Below are 21,117 nucleotides of genomic sequence, written 5' to 3' on the forward strand. Positions count from 1 at the left end.
GCGCGGCACTGACGCCGTCATGCGGCAGCGGGTTCCTCCACAGGGGCGAAGGGGCGAAGGGGCGGGGGTGGGCGGCCATTTCCTCCACCGACGGGGGATGGAGATTGCAAACGACCGTACTGGCGGTAGCCAAGCCTGCCCGGGTCTGGGGTCAGCATTCCTCCAGCGGGTTGGTCTCACTGGAGATGTTCTTGTCGTTCATGAAACCCCACTGGCCGTTGTCGGCCTCGGTGTAGATCCAACGGCTGCCGTGACCGGGATTGTTGTATTCGCCGTTGAGATCGCCGTAGTCGTCCCGGCAAAGGAACCAGCTGGTCGTGCTGTTCATGTAGCCCACAACATTGCCACGATCGGGGAATTCGTGGATCGGTTCTCCCCCGAGGTTGTTGCAGTAGAAGACCGGGTAGACATTCCCGAAATACGGAGCCCGCATGTACACCTGGCCGGCGGAACTGGATTTTGGCCAGCAGTTCGAGGCGGCGCTGGCGTGCGTTGTGGGGAGAATGACGAGCGCCGCGGCACTCAGCATCGTGCCGCCGACAGCCACGGTCTTTCTGAAGGTGCGCATGGGTTCCCTCGTGTTCTCTCGTCGGATGTCGGGGATCAGCCTCGCGCCCAAGCGATGGCTTGTGACCCTGTTTGCTCTCGGGTACCGCTCGCGGGTCTGAGCGGTGCTCAGTCGTCCCCCAGCGGGCGTCACTGCAGGGGAGTAAAGCGCGTCATGCGTAGCCCCCTTACGTTCTCCTGCCGGAGCGCGTCGATCCCCTCGTTTGGGCCGGTTCTTCGGCGCCTCAATTTAGGAGCCGTTGGCGGACGGGCGCCAAGGTTTCGAAGACCGTCGAAGTGTGTTTTGAGGCCGTCTTCTCCCGATCTTTTCAACCTGTGAGGCGATGTCGGGCAGGGTCCCTTGCATGATCGAGGTCTGTCCGGGTTCATCCGGTGATGCCGAGGGCGGTCAGGGGCGGTGCACGATCCGGGGGAGATCCTGCTAGATGAGGCCCTCGCGGACGCGCTCGGCGGGGCCTGCCTGGCAGACGTGGGCATGCTGGGAGCCGAGCCGGCCATGTTCGGCGCGGTGGCCTCGGGTCCCACTGTCTCCCGCCTCCTCGATGCTCAGCGGGCCCATCGCGGTGGAGGGCGCCGAACCCGGTGACCTGCTCGTCGTCGACATCCTCGACCTCGGACCCGTGCCGCAGTCGCAGGGCGAGGGATCGGGACAGGGCTGGTGCTGCACCGGCGTCTTCGCCAAGGACAACGGCGGCGGCTTCCTCACCGACCGCTTCCCCGACTCCTACAAAGCCGTCTGGGACTTCCACGGCCAGCAGGCCACTTCACGCCACATCCCCGGCGTCCGCTACACCGGCATCACCCACCCCGGCCTCTTCGGCATCGCGCCCTCCGCCGAACTGCTGGCCCGCTGGAACGCCCGCGAGCAGGCCCTCATCGACACCGACCCGCACCGGGTGCCGGCACTCGCCCTGCCCCCGCTGGCCGCGGGCGCCCTGGCCGGGACCGCGAGCGGCGAGACCGCCTCCCGCATCGCCGCCGAAGGCGCCCGCACCGTCCCGGCCCGCGAGAACGGCGGCAACCACGACATCAAGTACTTCACCCGCGGCTCACGCGTCTTCTACCCCGTCCTCGTCCCCGGCGCCCTGCTGTCCGGCGGCGACCTGCACTTCAGCCAGGGCGACGGCGAGATCACCTTCTGTGGCGCCATCGAGATGGGCGGCTACATCGACCTCCACGTCGACCTGATCAAGGGCGGCATGGAGAAGTACGGGGTCACCATCAACCCCATCTTCATGCCGGGCAACGTCGCACCGCGGTCCACCGAGTTCATCTCGTTCGTCGGTATCTCCGTCGACCACGACACGGACACCAACCACTACCTCGACGCGACGATGGCGTACCGCACCGCCTGCCTCAACGCCGTGGACTACCTCAGCACCTTCGGCTACAGCGGCGAGCAGGCCTACCTCCTCGGCTCGGCCCCGATCGAGGGCCGGATCAGCGGAGTCGTCGACATCCCGAACGCGTGCAGCACCCTCTACCTCCCCGCGGCGATCTTCGACTTCGACATCAAGCCGACGGCCGAGTGCCCGAGGAAGGCCGACCGCGGCCAGTGCGCCGTCACCTCCTGAAAGCGCAGTCCCCGCCGTTTTCCGAAAGGACGACATCCCATGAGTGAACATCTCACCTTCCAGCTGGGTAACTTCACCACCCAGCACCGCGCCACCCTCGCCCACACCACGTACGGCGAACTGAACGCCGACAAGTCCAACGTGATGGTGTACCCCACCTGCTACTCCGGCCGGCACTGGGACAACGAGTGGCTCATCGGCCCCGGCATGGCCCTGGACCCCGAGCCCTACTTCATCATCGTCCCCAACATGCTCGGCAACGGCCTGTCCACCTCACCGAGCAACACCCAGCCGCCCTACGACCGCGCCCGCTTCCCGCACATCACGGTGTACGACCAGATCGAGGCCTAACACAACCTGGTCACCGAGGAGTTCGGCGTCGAGAAGATCACTCTCGTGACCGGCTGGTCGATGGGCGCCGGGCAGAGCTGCCAATGGGCCGTCAGCCACCCGGAGATGGTCGAACGGATCGCCCCATTCTGCGGCTCCCCGCGCACCAGCCTCCACAACAAGGTCTTCCTCGAAGGCGTCAAGGCCGCGCTGACCGCCGACGCCGTCTACAAGGGCGGCTGGTACGACGAGAAGTGGCCGACCACCGGACTGCGGGCGCTCGCCCGGGTGTACGCCGGATGGGGCTTCTCGCAGGCGTTCTACTGGGAGAACGAGTACGAGAAACTCGGCTGCACCTCCCTGAGGACTTCCTCGTCGGCTTCTGGGAGGGCTTCTTCCTCGACGGCCGCGACCCCAACAACCTCCTCACCATGCTGTGGACCTGGCAGAACGGCGACGTCTGGCTCACCCCTGGCTTCGACGGGGACACGGAGGCGGCGCTCGGCTCGATCCGGGCGACCACGCTCGACATGCCCGCCGAGAAAGACCTCTACTTCCCGCCGGAGGACGAGGCCTGGGCCGTCAGCCACATCCCCGGCGCCGAACTCCGTGTGATCCCCGGTATCTGGGGCCACTTCGCCGGCCACGGCAGCAACCCCGAGGACAAAGAGTTCATCGACACGGGTCTGAAGGAACTGCTGGCCAAGCCAGGGGGGTTGGTTTGGCCATGAACTTCGGACGGATCAGACTCCAGCACGAGGTCAGTGCCTCGATCGTCGACTTCGCCACCGTCTTCCTGCTGATGAGCCCGCTCAAGATGCCGACCTGGGCCATCTTCATCACGTGGGCGGGAACGCCCCTCCAGGGCGGTCCGAGCCGCTCCAACGCGCTCGCCATGGTCACCGCGACCACCACCGGGGCGGGCTTCGGTGTCGTTGCCGTCCTCCTCAACCGCGAGACAGGCACGATGTTCGGCACCGGCGCCTTCGCCCAGACCCTCGCCCTGGCTGTGGTCGTCTTCGTCGTCAACGGCACACTCCTGGCAACCGGCCGGCTGAAGCCCTTCGCTCTCGTCCCTGGCATGTTCTTCGGCTTCGCCTCCCTCTTCGCCCCGTACTTCGGCGGCTTCGGCTTCGGCTACGACGCCGGCCACCTGGATGCCGCCTTCGTCAGCTCCGCCGCGATGTGCGCCCTGGGCCCCCTCTGCGCCCCCCTCGGCCTACGGCTGATGCTCGCGCCCCCACCCACCGCGCCCGAGCCCGTGGCGCAGTTCGGGGTGGAGGAGGTGACAGCCTCGGTCCACGAGGCGCCCGCCTGACACAACTGCTCGCGGACACCGCCTCGCAGGGCGGGCCGACCACCGGCCGCCCTGCGAAGGCTTGGGGCAAGCTCGACGTGCTGGCGGCTGTTACCGCGAATCTCGACGCCGAGGACCAAACCCTCCGGAAAAGGGCGGAAGAGAGTCGACAAGCTGTCTGCCCGGACGCCGGGGGTGCGGTTTCTGGCGCGCGGTAGGTGCTCGTCATGCCTGCGCCCGCCTCGCACACCGGGTGAACCGATATCGCTTCACCTCACTCAGGACCAGGTCGGTCCTCCGCCCACCGATGTGGCCGGTGCCCCAAGACCGGTCGTCCGCCTGTCGCGAGGAGTCCCCGCGCCGCTTTCTCACCGTCTTCACCGCTACGCCAACGGGCAGCGCGACGCCCCCGCTCGACCTGCCGTCGGCGGACGCCAGAACGATCCGTGCCCGTTCAGTCGGCCGCCGATCCGGTCATCCCGCCCCCCGAATCAGCTCCGCACGCTCGTCCTTGAACTGCGGATTTCCACGGAGGACGGGACCGGATGCGACATGCCAACAGGTCCACTCACCGACCCCGGAATTCATTCCACGTCACGTTGGATCGTCCGACCGGCCGCACATGTGCTCTCGCCTCTTGACGCTGCGCCACGGACCGTTTGACACTCTCGAAACACAACATCACATTGTCGAAATGCCGCACCGTCGGCCTTTCTCTGCCCCGATTGCCCGTGGAGGAACAACCGCCGATGTTGCATCGATTTGTCATGTCTAGGGCAAGCTGGAGTGAGTCCCGGAGCGGGTCCCGGCGGCCCAGGCTCGCAGCGGTTGCCCTCGCCGCGATGTGCATGACGCTGCTGCCGACCACCGCACACGCCACGAACCCGGCAGCCACCGCGGGCTCCTCGGAGATCACCGACGGCCTCGCCCTCTGGTACAAACTCGACGCGGCCTCCGGCCAACTGGCTGCCGACTCCTCGGGCCACGGCCGGGACGGCACCGTGAACGGCACCGCCGGCTGGAACGCCGGCGACGGCCTCACCCTCAACGGGTCCGACACCTACGTGAAGGTGCCGGACAACATCTTGAGCGGCATGAGCGCGATCACCGTTTCACTGGACGTGCAGATCGACTCCGCGCAGGCCAGTCCGTACTTCATCTACGGATTCGGCAACTCCAGCGGCTCCAACGGCAACGGCTATCTCTTCACCACCGGCAACACCTTCCGTACCTCCATCGCTTCCGGCAACTGGTCGACCGAGCAGACCACCGCGCCCGCCGCCTCGTACAACCTGCCGCGCACCGTGTGGAAGCACCTCTCCTACACGCAGACGGCAAGCGGCACCGGCGTGCTCTACGAGGACGGTGTGGAGGTCGCCCGCAACACCGCCGTCAGCATCACGCCGGGTTCGATCGGCGGCGGCACCACTACCGCCAACTTCATCGGCCGCTCCCTCTACTCCGGCGACAAGTACTTCAAGGGGAGGATCAAGGACTTCCGGGTCTACGACCGGGCGCTGGACGCCTCCGAGGTCGAGCAGTTGGCGCTGCCGATCGCCACGGACGGGGTCGCGCGGGACAAGGCCGCGCTGAGCCTCGGCGACGGCACCGGCGCCGTCGTGTCGGACCTGACGCTGCCCACCGCCGGTACGGCGGGCGGCAGTTCGATCAGCTGGTCCAGCGACGCTCCGTCCGTGGTGTCGGCGACCGGCGCAGTCACCCGCCCTGCGAGCGGTGAGCCCGATGGTCACGCGACGCTCACCGCGACGCTCAAGAAGGGTGCGGTGACCGACACCAAGTCCTTCGACATCACCGTGCTGGCGGACTTCGACGACCAGCACGCCGTGGACCGGGCCGCAGCCTCGCTGACCGTCCCGAACATCGACGACGTACGCGGGAATCTGACGCTGCCCGCGAACGGCGACTACTCGACCGAGGTCGAGTGGTCGTCCGCCGACCCGTCCGTCGTCTCCGCCGACGGGGTGGTCAACCGCCCGGCCGCGGGCAAGGGTTCGGCCGCCGTGGAGCTGACCGCGACCGTCAGGCGCAATGACGCATCCGCGACCCGCACGTTCACCGCCAAGGTGCCCGAACTCCCGGTGCCGGAAGCCAAGTCCGGCTACCTCTTCAGCTACTTCACCGGCGAGGGCACCGCCGACGGCGAGCAGGTCCACTTCGGCCTGAGCAAGGGCAACGACCCGCTGAAATGGCGGGAGATCAACAACGGCAACCCGGTGCTGACCTCGACTCTGGGCGAGAAGGGGTTGCGCGACCCGTTCATCATCCGCTCTCCCGAAGGCGACAAGTTCTACCAGATTGCCACCGACCTGCGGATCTACGGCAACGGCGACTGGGACGCCGCGCAGCGCACCGGCAGCCGGGCGATCATGGTGTGGGAGTCGACCGACCTGGTGCACTGGACCGACCAGCGGCTGGTGACGGTCTCGCCGAAGGAGGCCGGCAACACCTGGGCACCGGAGGCCTATTACGACAAGTCCCTCGGCTCGTACGTCGTCTTCTGGGCGTCGAAAATCTACGACAACGAAGCGCACACCGGCGACACCTACAACCGCATGATGTACGCCACCACCCGTGACTTCCGCACCTTCAGTAAGCCCAAGGTGTGGATCGACCGCGGCTACTCGGTGATCGACTCCACGATGATCGAGCACGACGGCCAGTACTACCGCTTCTCCAAGGATGAGCGGAACAACACCTCCTCCTCCCCGAACAGCAAGTTCATCTTCGAGGAGAAGGCCGACTCGATCCTCGACACCGACTACGCCTCCGTGGCCGAGGGCATCGGCAAGGGCGCGATGAGCGCCGCCGAGGGCCCGCTGGTCTTCAAGTCGAACACCGAGGAGAAGTGGTATCTCTTCCTCGACGAGTTCGGGGGCCGCGGCTACATACCGTTCGAGACGACCGACCTCGACTCGGGCGTCTGGACCCCGTCCACCGACTACTCGCTGCCGTCGTCGCCACGCCACGGAACCGTGCTGCCGGTCACCGAGGCCGAGTACAACCGGGTGCTGCGCGCTTACCAGCCCGACGAGCTGGTGGAGAGCGCCGAGGATGTGACGGTCTCCACCGCCATCGGCAGCGCGCCGGTGCTGCCCGCGACCGTCATCGCCAAGTACGCCGACGGCATCACCCGCCCGGTCGCCGTGACCTGGGACGACGTCCCGGCGTCGGCATACGGGTCGGCCGGGACGTTCACCGTGAACGGCACCCTGCCGGACGGCGCCACACTCCACGTCCAGGCCCATGTCACGGTGTCCAAGGACGGCGGCACCGACATCCCGTCGGGACTGGTCCTGCGCTACGACTTCGACGAGACGTCCGGCAACGTCGTCCGGGACTCCAGCGGCCACGGCAACCACGGCACCTACGTCAACACCCCGGCCTTCGGAACTGGCGTGCACGGCGGTTCGTTCGTGATGAGAGGCGGCTCCAGCTCCTCCTCCACCTCGCCGTACGTCAAGATCCCCAACGGCGTGCTGAAGGACACCGACAGCGTCACCGTCTCCACCTACGCCAAGTGGGATCCGACGTCGACGGCGGTCAACCAGTGGCTCTTCGGCCTCGGCCCGGACAGCGACAAGTACCTGTTCGCGACACCGGCGAACGGCGGCGGGAGTCTCTACTCGGCTGTCACCACCGGAAGTTGGGGCGCCGAGTCGAAGCTGTCGGCGGGCTCGAAGCTCGCCGCCGGTGAGTGGAAACACATCACCGTCACCCTCAACGGCGCCACCGGGAGCGCGGTCCTCTACCTCAACGGCGCGCAGGTGGCCAAAACCACCGGGGTGACCATCAAGCCGTCGGACCTCTACGACGCCTCGAAGGGCTACAGCGGCTACATCGGCAAGTCGTTGTACGCCGCCGATCCCTACTTCGCCGGCCAGGTGGACGACTTCCGGATCTACAACCGCGCGCTGTCCGCGGCCGAGGTGCTGGAGCTGAGCGGCAACACCACCGGTATCGCCAGTGCCAGGCTGCCCGAGCTGAAGACCGACGCGATCGTCACCGACACCCAGAGCCGGATCGTGCTGCCGGTCAAGGAAGGCACCGAACTCACCGCCCTGGCACCGGAGTTCACCCTGGCCAACGGTGCGACCATCAGCCCCATCTCCGGGACGGTCCGGAACTTCACCAAGCCGGTCAGGTACACCGTCACCGGCTCGGACGGCGCGACCCGCGTCTGGACCGTACAAGCGATTGAAATGAAGAGCCCGGTGCTGCCCGGTCTCAACGCCGACCCGGACATCGTGGTCTTCGGCGACACCTTCTACATCTATCCCACCACCGACGGGTTCCCCGGCTGGAGCGGCACCCAGTTCAAGGCGTACTCCTCCACCGACCTGGTGCACTGGACGGACCACGGCGTCATCCTCGACCTGGGTCCGGACGTCTCCTGGGCCGACAGCCGGGCCTGGGCGCCGACGATCACCGAGAAGAACGGCAAGTACTACTTCTACTTCTGCGCCGACGCCAACATCGGCGTCGCCGTCTCGGACTCCCCGACCGGCCCGTTCAAGGACGCGCTCGGCAAACCTCTCCTCGCGGCAGGCACATTCAGCGGCCAGATGATCGACCCGGCGGTCTTCACCGACGACGACGGGACGTCTTACCTCTACTTCGGCAACGGCGGCGCGTACGTCGTCCCGCTGAACGACGACATGATCTCCCTGGACACCTCCAAGGTCGCCACGATCACTCCCGACGGTTTCCGGGAGGGCGCGTTCACCATCAAGCGGCATGGTGTCTACTACTTCATGTGGTCGGAGAACGACACCGGCGACGAGAACTACCAGGTCGCGTACGCCACCGGCAGCTCGCCGATGGGCCCCTGGACCAAGCGCGGCGTGATCCTGTCCAAGGACCTGGCGCTCGGCATCAAGGGCACCGGCCACCACTCGGTGGTCCGGGTCCCCGGCACCGACGACTGGTACATCGCCTACCACCGGTTCGCCATCCCGGGCGGCGACGGCACCCACCGCGAAACCACCATCGACAAGCTGGAGTTCGACGCCGACGGCCTGATCAAGACGGTGGTCCCCACCCTCACCAGCATCAAGCCGGTGACCGTCGCGCATGCCGGTCCCGACGCCACTGGAGCGGAGGGCAGCGCCATCGCCCTCACCGGCGCCCTCTCGGGCGCGGACAGCACCCCGAAGTGGAGTGTTCCATCCGGCGCCCCGTGCACCATCGTCCGCGCCAGGACCCTCACCCCCGCCATCACCTGCACCGACAACGGCACCTACGAGGTCACCCTCACCGGCGGCCGCAGCAGCGACACCCTCACCGTCACCGTCACCAACGCGGCCCCAGTCATTCGCGACGCCACCGGACCGGCCAAGCCGGTATCGGTGGGCGCGAAGATCACCCTCATCACTCACTACACCGACCCGGGCAGCAGTGACACGCTCACCTGCTCGGTCGACTGGGCCGACGGCACAGCCCCGACGTCCTGCGGAGCGGGCCACACCTACCGCAAGGCCGGCATCTACCATCCGACCGTCACCGTCACCGACGACGACGGGGCCGCCACCTCCAGGACCCTCACCGACCTCGTCGTCTACGACCATGCGGCCGGCTGGGCCGTGGGTAGCGGCACCTTCGCCTCGCCGGCCGGCGCCTACCCCGCGTCCCGGCGGCTGACAGGAAAGGCAGCCTTCTCCTTCTCCCTCTCCTACGCCAGGAACGCCACCACCCCCACCGGCAGGGTCGCCTTCGACTTCAAGGCGGCGGGCCTCAAGTTCCGCTCCACGTCGTCCGATTGGCTGGTGGTCACCGGCTCCCGCGCCCGCTACCAGGGCTCTGGCACCCTCAACGGCGTCAAGGGCTACGGCGTCAGCATCACCGCCACCGACCACCCGGACACCTTCCTCATCAACGTGTGGAGGAAGTCCACCGGCGTCACCGTCTACGCCGGCCCCACCGCGGCACTCGCCTGCGGCATCACCGTCGGCCACCACCCGGCGGCGCACTGACCGCCCCGGCCCCAGCCGCCGGACGGCCCTGCGGCCCAGGTCCGTCCGGCGCGCGTGCGCTGTCGACCACTGAAATTGAACCCGTGCTGTCGGAGCTGAGGTGCGTCAGATGCGGGCCCCTGACCTGCTGCACCGGATGTCCGAGCAAGTCCCCGACGGTGGTCAGAGAGGTTGAGGCTCCGCAGAGGGGGACCACCACGGCGAGGATGGCGAAGCCGTCGTCGCGGTGGGCTTCGAGCAGGCCGGCCCGCCGCTCGGTGTCGATCGCCCCGTTGTCTTCTTCGCGGTCCTGCAATGGGGCCGTCGGCCTCCGGGCCCGGCATGACTTTTGCCCCCTGTCGAAGTCGATGACCTGGGGGGTGTCACCGGGTCCGGGAGGTGCCGTCGGAGACGCTGATGAGAGGCCCGGCCGCCACCCGGTCCGGCGCCATGCCGGACACCTTGCGGATGGCAGGTCTGCATAACGTGGATGCGCGCGTACGACACCACTGCCGGGGCCGGCACCGTCAACACCCCGGGAAGGGCGCGCTGTTCGACACCGAAGACGTGGGCGTGTTCCTCGGCCTGGACGTCGGCAGGAGCAACCATCACGGCCACGGGCTGACTCCCGCCGGAAAGAAGGTCTTCGACAAGCAGCTGCCGAACAGCGAGCCGAAGCTGCGGGCCGTCTTCGGCAGGCTCACCGAGAAGTTCGGCACCGTCCTGGTGATCGTGGACCAGCCCGCCTCGATCGGTGCCCGGCGTCGGCGTCAGGACCGCCGCCGTCCTGCTGGTCACCGTCGGCGACAGCACCAGCTTCCCCGCCGCCGCCCACCTCGCCTCCTACGCCGGCCTCGCCCCGGCCACGAAGTCGTCCGGAACCTCGATCCACGCAGAGCACGCGCCCCGGAGCGGAAACCGGCAGCTCAAAGGCGCCATGTTCCTCTCCGCGTTGTCCTGCATGAACGCCAGAGAAGGCATTCAGCGACCGGCCAGGTCGGCCCGATCGTCTTCGAACAGCGAACGGGCCCGCGCCCTGACCGGCACCGGCGATGCCGGGCACTCCACGCCCGGCATCGTGCTGGCCGCCCTCTCCCTGGCGATCATGCCGTTCCTGTCCGCCGCCCAACGCCGTGCCGGTCTCGAACTGGGCTCCGCCTCCGCCGTGGCCGACTCCAGGCAGCCCCTGTTGTGCACCTACCTGTCGGCCGTCCTCCTCGTCGGCCTGCTCGCCAACTCCCTCTTCGGCTGGACCTGGGCCGACCCGATAGCCGCCCTGGTCATCGCCGCCGTCGCGGTCAAGGAGGGCCGGGAGGCATGGCACGGCGACAACTACTGCGCTCCCACCGGCCTTACGGCGCTGAAGGAGGCCGACGGCGCAAAGGATTCCTGCGGTTGCGCCCACGGCTGCTCCTGCCGCGGATGAGCTGACCGCGTCACGTGCGCGTCACTTCCGCCTCCCCGACTAGTCGCGGGGTGCATCGTGGGTCCTTTCCTGCCGGACTCGTCCTGGAGGCCGCCGGGCAAGTCATGGTTGACCAGGGCGACCGCCTGGACGGTCCGGGTGATCGGATGTCGTCGAGACGCGCTTGAAAGAGGGCGACACCCGGGCCGACAGGACAGAAAAGGTGACAAGTCGCGTACTAGGACCCATGATGTCTGATTGTCGGAGGGGGGAAGATTGCGCGTTTTCACTGTGGGCCGCCGTGGCCACGTGCCACCTGCGGCGACGATGGCAGTCGCCCGAGCAGGCATGTTTTCCCTGCTCGGAACCATGGTCACGGTGATCGTGCATGACCTGGCCTTCGAATCGAACCCGTCTCGGCTCGTGAAGGCGCTGGCGGCTTGTTTCCTGTTCGTCGTGGCACTGCCCGGTGCCGGCAGTGGCAAGTCGCTCCGTACGCAAGTGCTGTTGGCGTTCGGCTGCCAGGCCGTCATCGGGTACTGGTTCGTCCTCGCCGACAGCTCGGTCGCATTCCGGGACCACGGACTGCTGCCGTCCTCTGTTCTCGCTGGGTGGCCCGTGGTGATCGGCCACATCCTGCTGGCCCTGCTCTGCGCGGTCCTGCTGCATGGACTCGACGACAGTGTGCGCCGCGTGCTGTACGCAGCCGGGAAGGAGTGGTGCGCGTTGCGCGCACTGCTGCGCACGCTCCTGGTTCCTGGTCATATCGCATACAAAGCAACGGAGTCCGGGGCCGCCGGGCGCGTGGACTCCGGACCGACGCGGGCTCCCTCGTCATCAGCTCTGCTGGCCGGCGCAGTGGTCCGCCGCGGCCCGCCGCACCTACCCCTGCCGTACCCCGCCGCTTGATCCGCCACAGCGGTATCCGTACGGCTTCCGGTGTACTCACCCGTCCTCCTCGGGGACGGTTCTGTCCGCCATTCCGGCACGCGCGCTCCGCGCGAGTCCCGTGGCAGAGGGAAGTCCTTTGAACCGCATGTCACTTGCGACGCGAGCGATTGTGCCCGTCGTCGCCGCGGGCCGCATCGGCCCGTCCACCACAGCACATCCGAAGGTCCGAGGCCGTGTTGCTGCTCGGGTCCCAGCCGAGCGCGCCGGCGCTCGCTCAAGGCGTACGTACGAGTTGCGCACCGCGCAAGGCCGGGCGCCATTGGCGGCCCGGGAAGGAGTGGACCGATGACGGCAGCAGGCAGGGCGAAGTCCGGGGCGAAGCGGCTCCTGGAACGCACGGGGTTCCAACTCGTGCGCAGCACCGTCCCTCAAGGCGGAGTCGACGATTTCATACCGTTCGAGCCGACGATGCGGGCAGCGCGAGCGGCCGGTCTGTCGGTGGGCGACTACATCGACGAGGTCATGAACGGGACCCCGGGGGCCACCCAGTCCACCGTCGACGAACTACGGACCCTCGGCGTCTTCGCCGCGGTACCTGACTCGGTGCTGGAGATCGGCCCCGGATCCGGGCGGTACCTGGAGAAGACGCTGAAGGAGTGCTCGCCGACCCGCTACGAGATCTACGAGACGGCGGAGCCCTGGGCCACCTACCTGGTGAACACCTTCGGAGTGGTCGCTCAACCGGTGACAGGATTCAGTCTCGACGCGACACCGGACGTCAGCGTCGACCTCGTCCAGGCGCACAAAGTCTTCAACACCCTGACCTTCCTCGGCACCTGCCGCTACTTCTTCGAGATGGCCCGCGTCACACGGCCGGGCGGGCGGATCGTCTTCGATGTCATGACGGAGACCTGTCTCGACCCGGAGGCGATGCGTGTCTGGGCGACGAAGGGCGGGACGGGTCACGACTCGTTCCCGGCCGCCATGCCCCGACGCACGTGCGTGGACCTCTTCGCGACGCTCGGCCTCACCCTTGAGGCCCACTTCCTGGCTCCCCTGGGCGTGGCGTCCACGGAAGTGCTCGTCTTCAAGAAGACGGCCTGACCTGCGGCAGGCCCTTCTGCTTGCCGGCCGGCGGGGACGTGTCACGCGGAGTATCAGCGGCTCAGTGTGACGCGTCCCCGCCGACCCTCACCGGCGCCGCTGACACGCCACGAACCGAACTCGACGCACATGCGATGAGATCCGTCATGGAGCCTGCGTCCAACGTCCCTCGACGCTCTCGCAGTTGACTCCGGCGTACTCGGAAGGTCGCGCGCGGGTCTCCCTGTCATCGCCGGTAAACTTTCAACCCGGCTCCAAGGTCAAGTCCGGATCACTGCCAGTCCGTCCGAACTGACGCGCAGACGGCTGGCCGGCCAACACTCCTGGTGTGAGTTCGCCTGGTTGGGCCGCCAAGATTCCGGAAACTCGCGCGCTTCGGCGTGGGACATCCTTTTAGACCTTGGGCCCGGCCGGCAGTGAGAAGGCGACGGGTCCATCTCGTCGGCCGCACCGCGTAGGCGCTGTCCAACCGGGCGCGCAACGGCTACGTCCTCGACCGGCAGGCGGGCGAGATGCCAGGCTGCTTTCTGAACCAGAGCCGTGCCACGATGCCGCCGCCCGGTGGCAGCGCCCCGGGGCCGCGCTCGTGCGGTGCCCGCGATTACGCCCAACGGCTGATCGGGTCGCTTTCCGTACCAGTCGACTCCGCTACCTCCCGTACGTTGCTGCTGTGCCCAGCGGCTCCGAGATGGTTGCGGGAGCCGCGTGGCACCGGCACGAGCCCGGACCTCCGCGCCGGCCCCTCACCTCACGGAGTGACCATGACCGACTGGCACTGGTTGTTCGGCGACCAGTTGGGCCCGCACTTCCTCGCGCCGGAAGAGGGCGGTCCCGCTCGCGACAGCAAGGTGGTGATGATCGAGGCCAGCTCGGTGTTCCGGCGCCGCCGCTTCCACCGCGCCAAGGCCCACCTGGTGCTCTCCGCGATGCGCCACCGGGCCGCCGAACTCGGCGACCGAGTCCGTTACGTCCGCGCCGACACCTACCGTGAAGGGCTGCGCGAGGCGGTAGGCGACAATCCGGTGACCGTTCATCACCCCACCTCACGTGCCGCTCTGGGACTGGTGCGTTCCCTGGAACAGGTACGGGTGCTTCCCGCGCGGGGCTTTCTCGTTCCTCAGGACGCCTTCCGTGTCTGGGCCGACGAGCACGGCGGAGGCGGGCGGCTGCGGCAGGAGGACTTCTACCGATGGGCGCGCCGGGCGCTGGGCCTGCTCATGGATAGCGGCGGTCCGGCCGGCGGCCGATGGAACCACGATCAGGCCAACCGGGAACGCCCCCCGCGTGGTGCACGCACCCTCGGTGCCACCGCGCCCTACCGACCCCGCGAGGACGACATCGATGCCGAGGTGCGCGCCGACCTCGACTGCTGGGAGCGCGAGGACGGCATCCGTTTCGTCGGCCGCGACGGACCGCGACTGTTTCCCGCCACCCGACGGGAGGCCCTCGCGGCACTGCGCCGGTTCGTCGACCATCGGCTCGCCGGGTTCGGCCCGCACGAGGACGCCATGCTCGCCGCCGACCCGGTGATGAGCCACAGTCTGCTCTCCGCGTCGCTCAACCTCGGCCTGCTCGACCCGTGGGAGACGGTCGCCGCCGCAGAGGAGGCCTGGCGTTCCGGCCGGGCTCCCGTCAACAGCGTCGAGGGATTCGTCCGGCAGGTAACCGGGTGGCGTGAGTACGTGTGGCAGCTGTACTGGTACTTCGGCGAGGACTACCGGCACGAGAACGGACTGGGGCATTACACCGCGCTGCCCGAATGGTTCCTCGAACTCGACTCCGACGCGGTCACGGCCCGCTGTCTCGCCACGGTCCTCGCCCAGGTACGGGACACGGGATGGACCCACCACATCCCGCGCCTGATGATCCTCGGCAGTCACGCCCTCCAGCGGGGCTGGGATCCGCGCCACGTCACCGACTGGTTCCACCGCTGCTTCGTCGACGGCTACGACTGGGTGATGCTGCCCAACGTCACCGGCATGTCCCAGTACGCCGACGGCGGTCGCATGACGACCAAGCCGTATACGTCGGGCGGCGCCTACATCCACCGTATGAGCGACCTCTGCGACGGCTGCGCCTACCGTCCCGGCGACCGAGCGGGGGAACGGGCCTGTCCTTTCACCACCGGCTACTGGTCCTTCGCCCACCGCCATCGCGACCTGCTCGCCGCCAATCAGCGCACCGCCCGGGCCGTGCAAGGCCTGGACCGCCTCGGCAACCTGGACGAGGTGCTCACCGCCGACCGGCGCTGGGACAAGCAGACGCCGTGAACCCGGTGCACGGACCCGCCGGTTCAGCTCAGGTCGGCGGCCACCTCCCGGGCGGCGCGCGCCCCTGGCGAGTGCACCCTGCACCGAGCCGGTGGCCCGGTGGTCACCGCAGACGTAGCGCCCGGCGGCCGTCCGGGTACGGCGGCTGAGGGGGAGACCCGGTTCCATGGCCGGCAGTGCTCCGGCAACCGTCCGGACGGTGAGCAGGTCCCAGTCCGCCGTGTCGGTCCCGTAGCACTCGGCGAGTGCGTTGCGCGTCGTTTGTTCCCGTCCCTCGCTGTCGTCGCCGAGCACGGAGGTGGCGATCAGCGCGTACCCGCGCGGGGCGTAGCCGGTGTGGACCTCGCTCAGTACGACGCTGTTGGTGAAGCGTCGTCGCATGTCCGTGAGGAGGGTCGGTTCGCGCAGCGGCCGGCGGGACGCGGGGTGGTAGTAGGTGGTGACCGTGCGGTGCGGCGGCACGGTCAACCCGGGCTCGAGCCGGGCCGCCGAGGCTGCGTCGTCGCGACGACCACCGCTCGCGCGGGCACCGATCGGCCGTCAGAGTCCAGCACGCCCTCGTCGGTCAGCGCCGTCACCGGTGATTCCAGAGCGACCGTCCCCGGAGGCAGTACGGACGCCAGGGACTCGGGTACGGCACCCACACCCCGAGGTTCATCGTCCCAGGTCAAGAAGGCACTTTCGCGTTTCCGCCCCAGAGCCGGCCGTACCCAGGCGAAACGACGAGTAGTGCGAGATCGGGGTGGCCGGCACTCATCAGGTCCTCGCTTTCCCTCATCGAGGGTGTACCGATCGTCTGGCCACCCGGCGGGGGAGTCGGCGTCGAGACTGGGGCCGGTGGCGTCGCCTGAGTGCCAACTGGAGAAAACCTGACGGCATCGGGCTGCTCCTCCGAAAGCCACAGCCCGCGGACAGCGGTGCGGTGCGTCAGACGCGGTGCCCGGCGTCCAGCAGGGCGAGGGCGTTGCTTATCCCCTGATCGAGGAGTTCATGAGCGAGTTGGCTGTCGGTCAGGGCGCGGGCGAGTTGCAGCGTCCCGGCCATCAGGCCGAGGAGGCTGAGCGCCTTCACGCGTGCGGAGGACGGGGCGTCGGGTGCCATGCGGGCGGCAATGCCGTCGATGAGGACCAGCACGCCGTCGGTATACGCCTGCCTGGTTGTGTCGGTGCAGCGCCCGATCTCGTCGAGCAGAGCGGCGTTGGGGCAGCCGTCACCGAGGCTGTCGCGGTGCAGGGGCGACAGGTAGGCGCGCACAATCTGCTCGAGTCCGGCCCGGCCAGGCGCAGCCTGCGCGACGACGCTCTCGGCCTGTACTTTCAACTGGTCGGAGATTGCCGTGGTGACGAGGTCGTCCTTGGATTCGAAGTGCGCGTAGAAGGCCCCGTTGGTCAGCCCCGCGTCCTTCATGAGCGTCGAGACGCCGGAGCCGTCGATACCGTCTTGCTTGAACCGGCGGCCCGCCGTCTCGATGATCCGCCGCCTCGTCTCCGACTTGTGCTCTTTTCCGTACCGCACCACAGCACACACTCCTTCGCCGGCCGGATGGGCCGGCCGCCCTTCACCGATCTCACCAGCCTATGATATTGCGAACGTAATCCAAAGAGTCGGCAGCGGCGGCGTCCGACCTCTCGTCGTCGGTTTCCCTGTGCCGTACCAGAGCTTCGGCTTCGAGCCGGTCACCCCCGCGACACTGAATCACTGCGCCAACGAGGCACCGTCACCGCCGTCTTCAGCGCCGTCGCGCTCGGCCGACGGTCGCCTTCCGCTGTTCAGCCCCTGAGGCGGGGTTCCTCCAGCCGGCCGCTCGTCCCTCGCGTCCTCAGTTCGGCATCCGGTTGAACCTGCGGACGATGCGGTCGAAGATCCGGGCCGGAAGGACGCGGTGGAGCACGCTGATGCTTGCGGCCGTCGAGCCGGCGGTGCGCCGCAGGCTCGGGTTCTTGTCGGTGGCCGCCGCGACGATCACCTTGGCCACGGTGGCGGGATCGTCGCCGCCGCTGGTGTTCTTCGCCAGCACCTCGTCGAAGGTGCGCCGTCCCGACGCATACAGCGGCAACGGGGTGTCGCCCTGCACGCTGTGGTCCCCGAACGGGGTGTTGATCGGGCCGGGCTCGACGAGCAGGATTCGGACGCCGTGCTCGCGGACCTCGTGGTCCAGCGACCCGGAGTAGCCCTCGACCGCGTGCTTGGTCGAGGTGTAGATCGCCATGAACGGGCTGGGGACGAACCCGCTGAGGGAGGAGACGTTGATGACGCGTCCGCTCCGCTGAGCGCGCATGTGCGGCAGAACCGCCTTGGTCATCCGCATGATGCCGTAGACGTTGACGTCGAAGACCTCCTGGGTCCGGGCGACGGAGAACTCCTCGGCGGCGCCGTTGGCGCCGACGCCGGCGTTGTTGACCAGGACGTCGATGCGCCCGAACCGGTCCATCACCTGCTTGACCACGGAGGCGACCGATTCGTCGCTGGTCACGTCGAGGTCGAGGTAGGTCACCCCGGCGGGCGCGGTGACCCGCGCGGTGCTGCGGGCGGTTCCGATCACCTCGAAGCCCGCCGCGGCGAAGGCGCGGGCCGTCTCCTTGCCGATCCCCGATGAGGCACCCGTCACGAGCGCCACCGGTTTCGTCGTCGTCATCACGGTCTCCCTTGGTTTTGAAGTACGTCCGCATGTCTCACGTTCATGCGGCTGCGCGGTGGTCGTCGGCCGGCGGCGAGTGGTCGCGTCCGGTGATTCGAGGCAGGGCCCGAAACCGCCCCTCCGGCTCAGCCGGCAAGTCTGTTGGCCTTGCGGATCTGTCCGTCGAAGACCCCGGCGGGAAGGACGCGGTGCGCCGCGCTGAGGAGCCGGGCGCTCCGGCCGGCGGTGTACCGCGCCTTCGGCTTGGTGTCGGTGGCAGCCGCGACGATTGCCTTCGCGACGGTGGTGGGGTCGTCGCCCTCCTCGTTGACCGCCAGCGCCACCTGGTCGGCGATCCGCCGCTGCTCCGCGTAGATGTGCATGGGCATGTCGGGCTCGACGGTGTTCGCCTCGAACGAGGATTTGGTACCGCCCGGCTGGACGACAAGGGCCCGGACCCCGTGTTCGCGGATCTCGTGGTCGAGGGACTCGGTGTACCCCTCCAGGGCGTGCTTGGACGCCGAGTAGGTGGCCATGTAGGGCGCGGGGAGGAACCCGAGGACGGACGAGATGTTGATGATGCGCCCGCTTCCCTGGGTGCGCATGTGCGGGAGAACGGCCTTGGTCATGCGCATCACACCGAAGACGTTGATGTTGAAGAGACGCTGGGCCTGTGCCAGAGAGTTTTCCTCGGCAGCGCCCGAGGAGCCGATGCCGGCGTTGTTGACCAGGACGTCGATCCGTCCGAACCGCTCGATCACCTGCTCGACCGCGGCAGCGACCGAATCGTCGCTGCCTACGTCGAGGGCGAGGAACGTCACGCCGTCGCGGCGGTCGGCTCCCGATGTCTTCCGGCTCGTTCCCACCGTCTCGAAACCCGCTGCGACGAGCGCGAGGGCGGCCGCCTTTCCGATTCCGGTGGAAGCGCCTGTCACGAGTGCCACCGGCCGAGTTGTCGCCATCACGAGCTCCTTCGGTTTTGAAGTACGTCCGTATGCCTTACGTTCGTACGACCATAGAATGACCGTCGGTCGATGGCAAGTGGTCGCGTCCGGTGATTCGGGAAGGATCCGGGAAACGTGGGGTGCAGTACGGGAAAGGCCATGAGCAGACGACGAGGCGGAACCGAGGGCCTCACCCGCTGTCGAGCCGACGACCGCAGCAGCGGCCCGCTGAATCCGCTTCATTCGCGCAGGTCATCCGTGCCGTGCAGACGTCGGCGCGGCCTATTTCCTTCTTCGGGCGATGTCGCCCGGTCAGCGGATCCGCGGCAGGGCCTTGTCCGGGTGCGCGGCGTGTATGTACTTCACGGCGATGCCGTGCGGTCGGGTTCCGCAGTGCCATCTGCTGGGTGTCGTACACGGTGGACTCTGTGTGAACGGTGTCTCTTCGCGGTCGCAGACCAGGCATCGCTGCGCCGGGGGCGGTCCGTCGCCGGTGAGCAGTGCCGCCAGCAGGGGTGGGAGCGTCGCCAGGTCGGCCGCTGCCGCGCGGCGGACCTCGGCATGCGGATGCCCCGCGAGCCTGGCGGCGACTCCGGGCGTAGTCCACAACGCGAGTTCCGCCACGACCCGTACGTCTGTGTCAACGGCGAGGGTCTCCACCACATCGGACGGGAGACCGGAACAGGCAGCCAGCTTCTCCCGGTGCTCGACGACTGGATCTCTCGCTAGGAGGCGTGCCCATTCCGGGTTGTCAACACGCTCGCAGAGCAAGGCGAGGGCGGCGTGCGGCTGTGCCGCGGGATCGATGTCGGCGGTGGTCAGCCGGCCCTCGTACGCAAGCCATGCAGCACTCTCCTCGACGCGCGATGCCAGGGCAACCGCCTGTGCATGGCTGAGGTCCGTGCGGCGAGCAAGGTCCGCGGCGATGTCAGCGTCCGCGACCTCCATCAGTCGGTCGACCAGCTCGGACGGCAGGGCGCCATTGGCAGCCAGCCAGCCAGCCAGCCAGCCAGCCAGCCAGCCCGCACAGGACATGGTTCACGGAGGGCATCCCGCCCGGTCTGTGACCGAATGGCTCGCGGTTTTCGACGGCACCAAGTCGTCGACGGCACCCGGGCACGGTCCTGAGCGCCGTACTGCGCAGCCCGCCAATTGAAGGGCTGTGGCCGCGCTTCCCTGATGGCTACGACCGGCTGCTGCCTCGGGGCTTCAGCGGTCCGTGTCCTCGGCTTGGGGCACAGTGGTCGGTTCCGGCGCGTCCGGGCCGGTGTAGTAGACCGAGGCGCCCTGCTTGGTGCGCTGGGCCTTGCTCTTGGCCACGAGCCCTTCGAGAGTGACGCGTACGACCTTGGTCTTGATGCCGCGCTCGGGGTGAGCCTTGCCGAGTGCGGTGGAGATTTCCGCGGCGGAGCGGGGCTCGTTCTGCTCGATGAGGTGGCGGCGGATGAGTTCCACCAGCGTGGGCCGGATCGCCGTCGTGCCGGCCTTGGACGTGGCTGGCTTCTTCGCCGTCGTTTCCCGCACGACTGTGGTCTTCCGTGCCCTTCGCCCGCTGGAGGGTGCGGCCGCGGTCTTCTGCTGGGGAGAAGACACTGCGGCACCCTTGGCCGTGGTCGACGGCTCATCCGGTTCGTGCGTAACGCCGAGCACCTGCTGCATGTTCACCAGCACGCTGTGGTCCTGCTGCAGGGCAGTCAGCTGCTCCTGCAGCGCCTCAATCTCGGCACCGATGCGTTCCTGTTCCTTGAGGTTGCTTTCGAGGTCGCCGGCCACCTGGGTGATGTACTGGGATGTCAGTCCCGTAGCGACAGTTGTGCTCTCGGGCATGATGCTGGCCTTTCCTCGGTGGGCGGCGGTGATCCAGGCGAGCGGTCTCGAACCGGGGCAGCGCTCACTCTGTGCTGTACCGGAGCTGCGGACCTGTCGCCGCCGCAAAATGCCTTGGCATAGAGATACTACGGACAGGCGGAACCGGTTGTTCCTCTCAAATGGTGTCCGCTGTCCGGTGCGGACGCCAGGGCCACGCGGTCCGGTGCCTTTGGGGCCCTGTTGCAGGGCGGGTTCGTGCGTGGGGGCTGGGGCAGTTGCCAGACTGCCTTGTCGGTCTCGCGGTTGTGGTGCCAGGCTTTCAGTGCGTTGTGGCAAAGGG

13 protein-coding genes and 5 pseudogenes are annotated in these 21,117 nt (G+C 68.1%); 11 read left to right on the plus strand and 7 right to left on the minus strand.

The window, feature by feature from the left end; translation table 11 throughout:
• Positions 1-151: 151 nt before the first annotated feature.
• Positions 152-568, minus strand: coding sequence for a hypothetical protein (locus JHN45_RS37890; protein WP_201054137.1), 417 nt, complete (start codon positions 566-568; stop codon positions 152-154).
• A gap of 393 nt (positions 569-961) precedes the next feature.
• Here JHN45_RS37890 and JHN45_RS37895 point away from each other — a divergent pair.
• The 11 genes and pseudogenes from JHN45_RS37895 to JHN45_RS37945 all read left to right on the plus strand — a co-directional run.
• Positions 962-1,111, plus strand: a pseudogene (locus tag JHN45_RS37895) (IS1380 family transposase); the annotation flags it as partial.
• Positions 1,110-2,141: a formamidase gene (gene fmdA / locus JHN45_RS37900; RefSeq protein WP_201054138.1), complete on the plus strand. Its 1,032-nt coding sequence runs from the start codon at positions 1,110-1,112 to the stop codon at positions 2,139-2,141. The pseudogene JHN45_RS37895 and the gene fmdA, both read left to right, overlap by 2 nt.
• Before the next feature lie 39 nt (positions 2,142-2,180).
• Complete coding sequence (locus JHN45_RS37905) at positions 2,181-2,492, plus strand: hypothetical protein (RefSeq protein WP_201054139.1); 312 nt, start codon at positions 2,181-2,183, stop codon at positions 2,490-2,492.
• Positions 2,493-2,770: 278 nt separating this feature from the next.
• Positions 2,771-3,202 carry a hypothetical protein gene (locus tag JHN45_RS37910; RefSeq protein WP_201054140.1) on the plus strand — a complete coding sequence of 144 codons (432 nt, stop codon included), beginning with the start codon at positions 2,771-2,773 and terminating at the stop codon, positions 3,200-3,202.
• On the plus strand, positions 3,199-3,789 hold the full coding sequence (locus tag JHN45_RS37915) for a DUF1097 domain-containing protein (protein WP_201054141.1): 591 nt from the start codon (positions 3,199-3,201) through the stop codon (positions 3,787-3,789). Before JHN45_RS37910 ends, JHN45_RS37915 begins: the two co-directional genes overlap by 4 nt.
• A gap of 827 nt (positions 3,790-4,616) precedes the next feature.
• Entirely contained in the window at positions 4,617-9,758 is a 5,142-nt protein-coding gene (locus JHN45_RS37920; protein ID WP_236584570.1) for a family 43 glycosylhydrolase, read from the plus strand.
• Positions 9,759-10,286: 528 nt separating this feature from the next.
• Positions 10,287-10,785: pseudogene (locus JHN45_RS37925) on the plus strand (transposase); the annotation flags it as partial.
• A gap of 60 nt (positions 10,786-10,845) precedes the next feature.
• Positions 10,846-11,163, plus strand: a pseudogene (locus tag JHN45_RS37930) (cation transporter); the annotation flags it as partial.
• Between the two features lie 357 nt (positions 11,164-11,520).
• The gene (locus JHN45_RS37935; protein ID WP_201054143.1) at positions 11,521-12,051 is read left to right on the plus strand and encodes a hypothetical protein; all 531 of its coding nucleotides are present in this window, start codon (positions 11,521-11,523) and stop codon (positions 12,049-12,051) included.
• A 327-nt stretch (positions 12,052-12,378) separates the two neighbouring features.
• The gene (locus tag JHN45_RS37940) at positions 12,379-13,137 is read left to right on the plus strand and encodes a methyltransferase domain-containing protein (protein ID WP_201054144.1); all 759 of its coding nucleotides are present in this window, start codon (positions 12,379-12,381) and stop codon (positions 13,135-13,137) included.
• A gap of 761 nt (positions 13,138-13,898) precedes the next feature.
• Positions 13,899-15,407, plus strand: coding sequence for a cryptochrome/photolyase family protein (locus tag JHN45_RS37945; protein ID WP_201054145.1), 1,509 nt, complete (start codon positions 13,899-13,901; stop codon positions 15,405-15,407).
• Between the two features lie 23 nt (positions 15,408-15,430).
• Here the strand turns inward: JHN45_RS37945 and JHN45_RS37950 are convergent.
• The 6 genes and pseudogenes from JHN45_RS37950 to JHN45_RS37975 all read right to left on the minus strand — a co-directional run.
• Positions 15,431-16,054, minus strand: a pseudogene (locus JHN45_RS37950) (FAD-dependent oxidoreductase); the annotation flags it as partial.
• 280 nt (positions 16,055-16,334) lie between these two features.
• Entirely contained in the window at positions 16,335-16,925 is a 591-nt protein-coding gene (locus JHN45_RS37955) for a TetR/AcrR family transcriptional regulator (protein WP_201054146.1), read from the minus strand.
• A gap of 301 nt (positions 16,926-17,226) precedes the next feature.
• On the minus strand, positions 17,227-18,042 hold the full coding sequence (locus JHN45_RS37960; RefSeq protein WP_201054147.1) for an oxidoreductase: 816 nt from the start codon (positions 18,040-18,042) through the stop codon (positions 17,227-17,229).
• A gap of 128 nt (positions 18,043-18,170) precedes the next feature.
• The gene (locus tag JHN45_RS37965; protein WP_201054148.1) at positions 18,171-18,986 is read right to left on the minus strand and encodes an oxidoreductase; all 816 of its coding nucleotides are present in this window, start codon (positions 18,984-18,986) and stop codon (positions 18,171-18,173) included.
• 396 nt (positions 18,987-19,382) lie between these two features.
• Positions 19,383-20,003: pseudogene (locus tag JHN45_RS37970) on the minus strand (hypothetical protein); the annotation flags it as partial.
• Positions 20,004-20,177: 174 nt separating this feature from the next.
• A complete protein-coding gene (locus JHN45_RS37975; protein ID WP_201054149.1) occupies positions 20,178-20,795 on the minus strand; it encodes a hypothetical protein in 618 nt (205 codons plus the stop codon).
• Positions 20,796-21,117 lie beyond the last annotated feature (322 nt).

The sequence above is a fragment of the Streptomyces sp. MBT53 genome (genome assembly GCF_016654115.1).
In the GTDB taxonomy this organism is placed as follows: domain Bacteria; phylum Actinomycetota; class Actinomycetes; order Streptomycetales; family Streptomycetaceae; genus Streptomyces.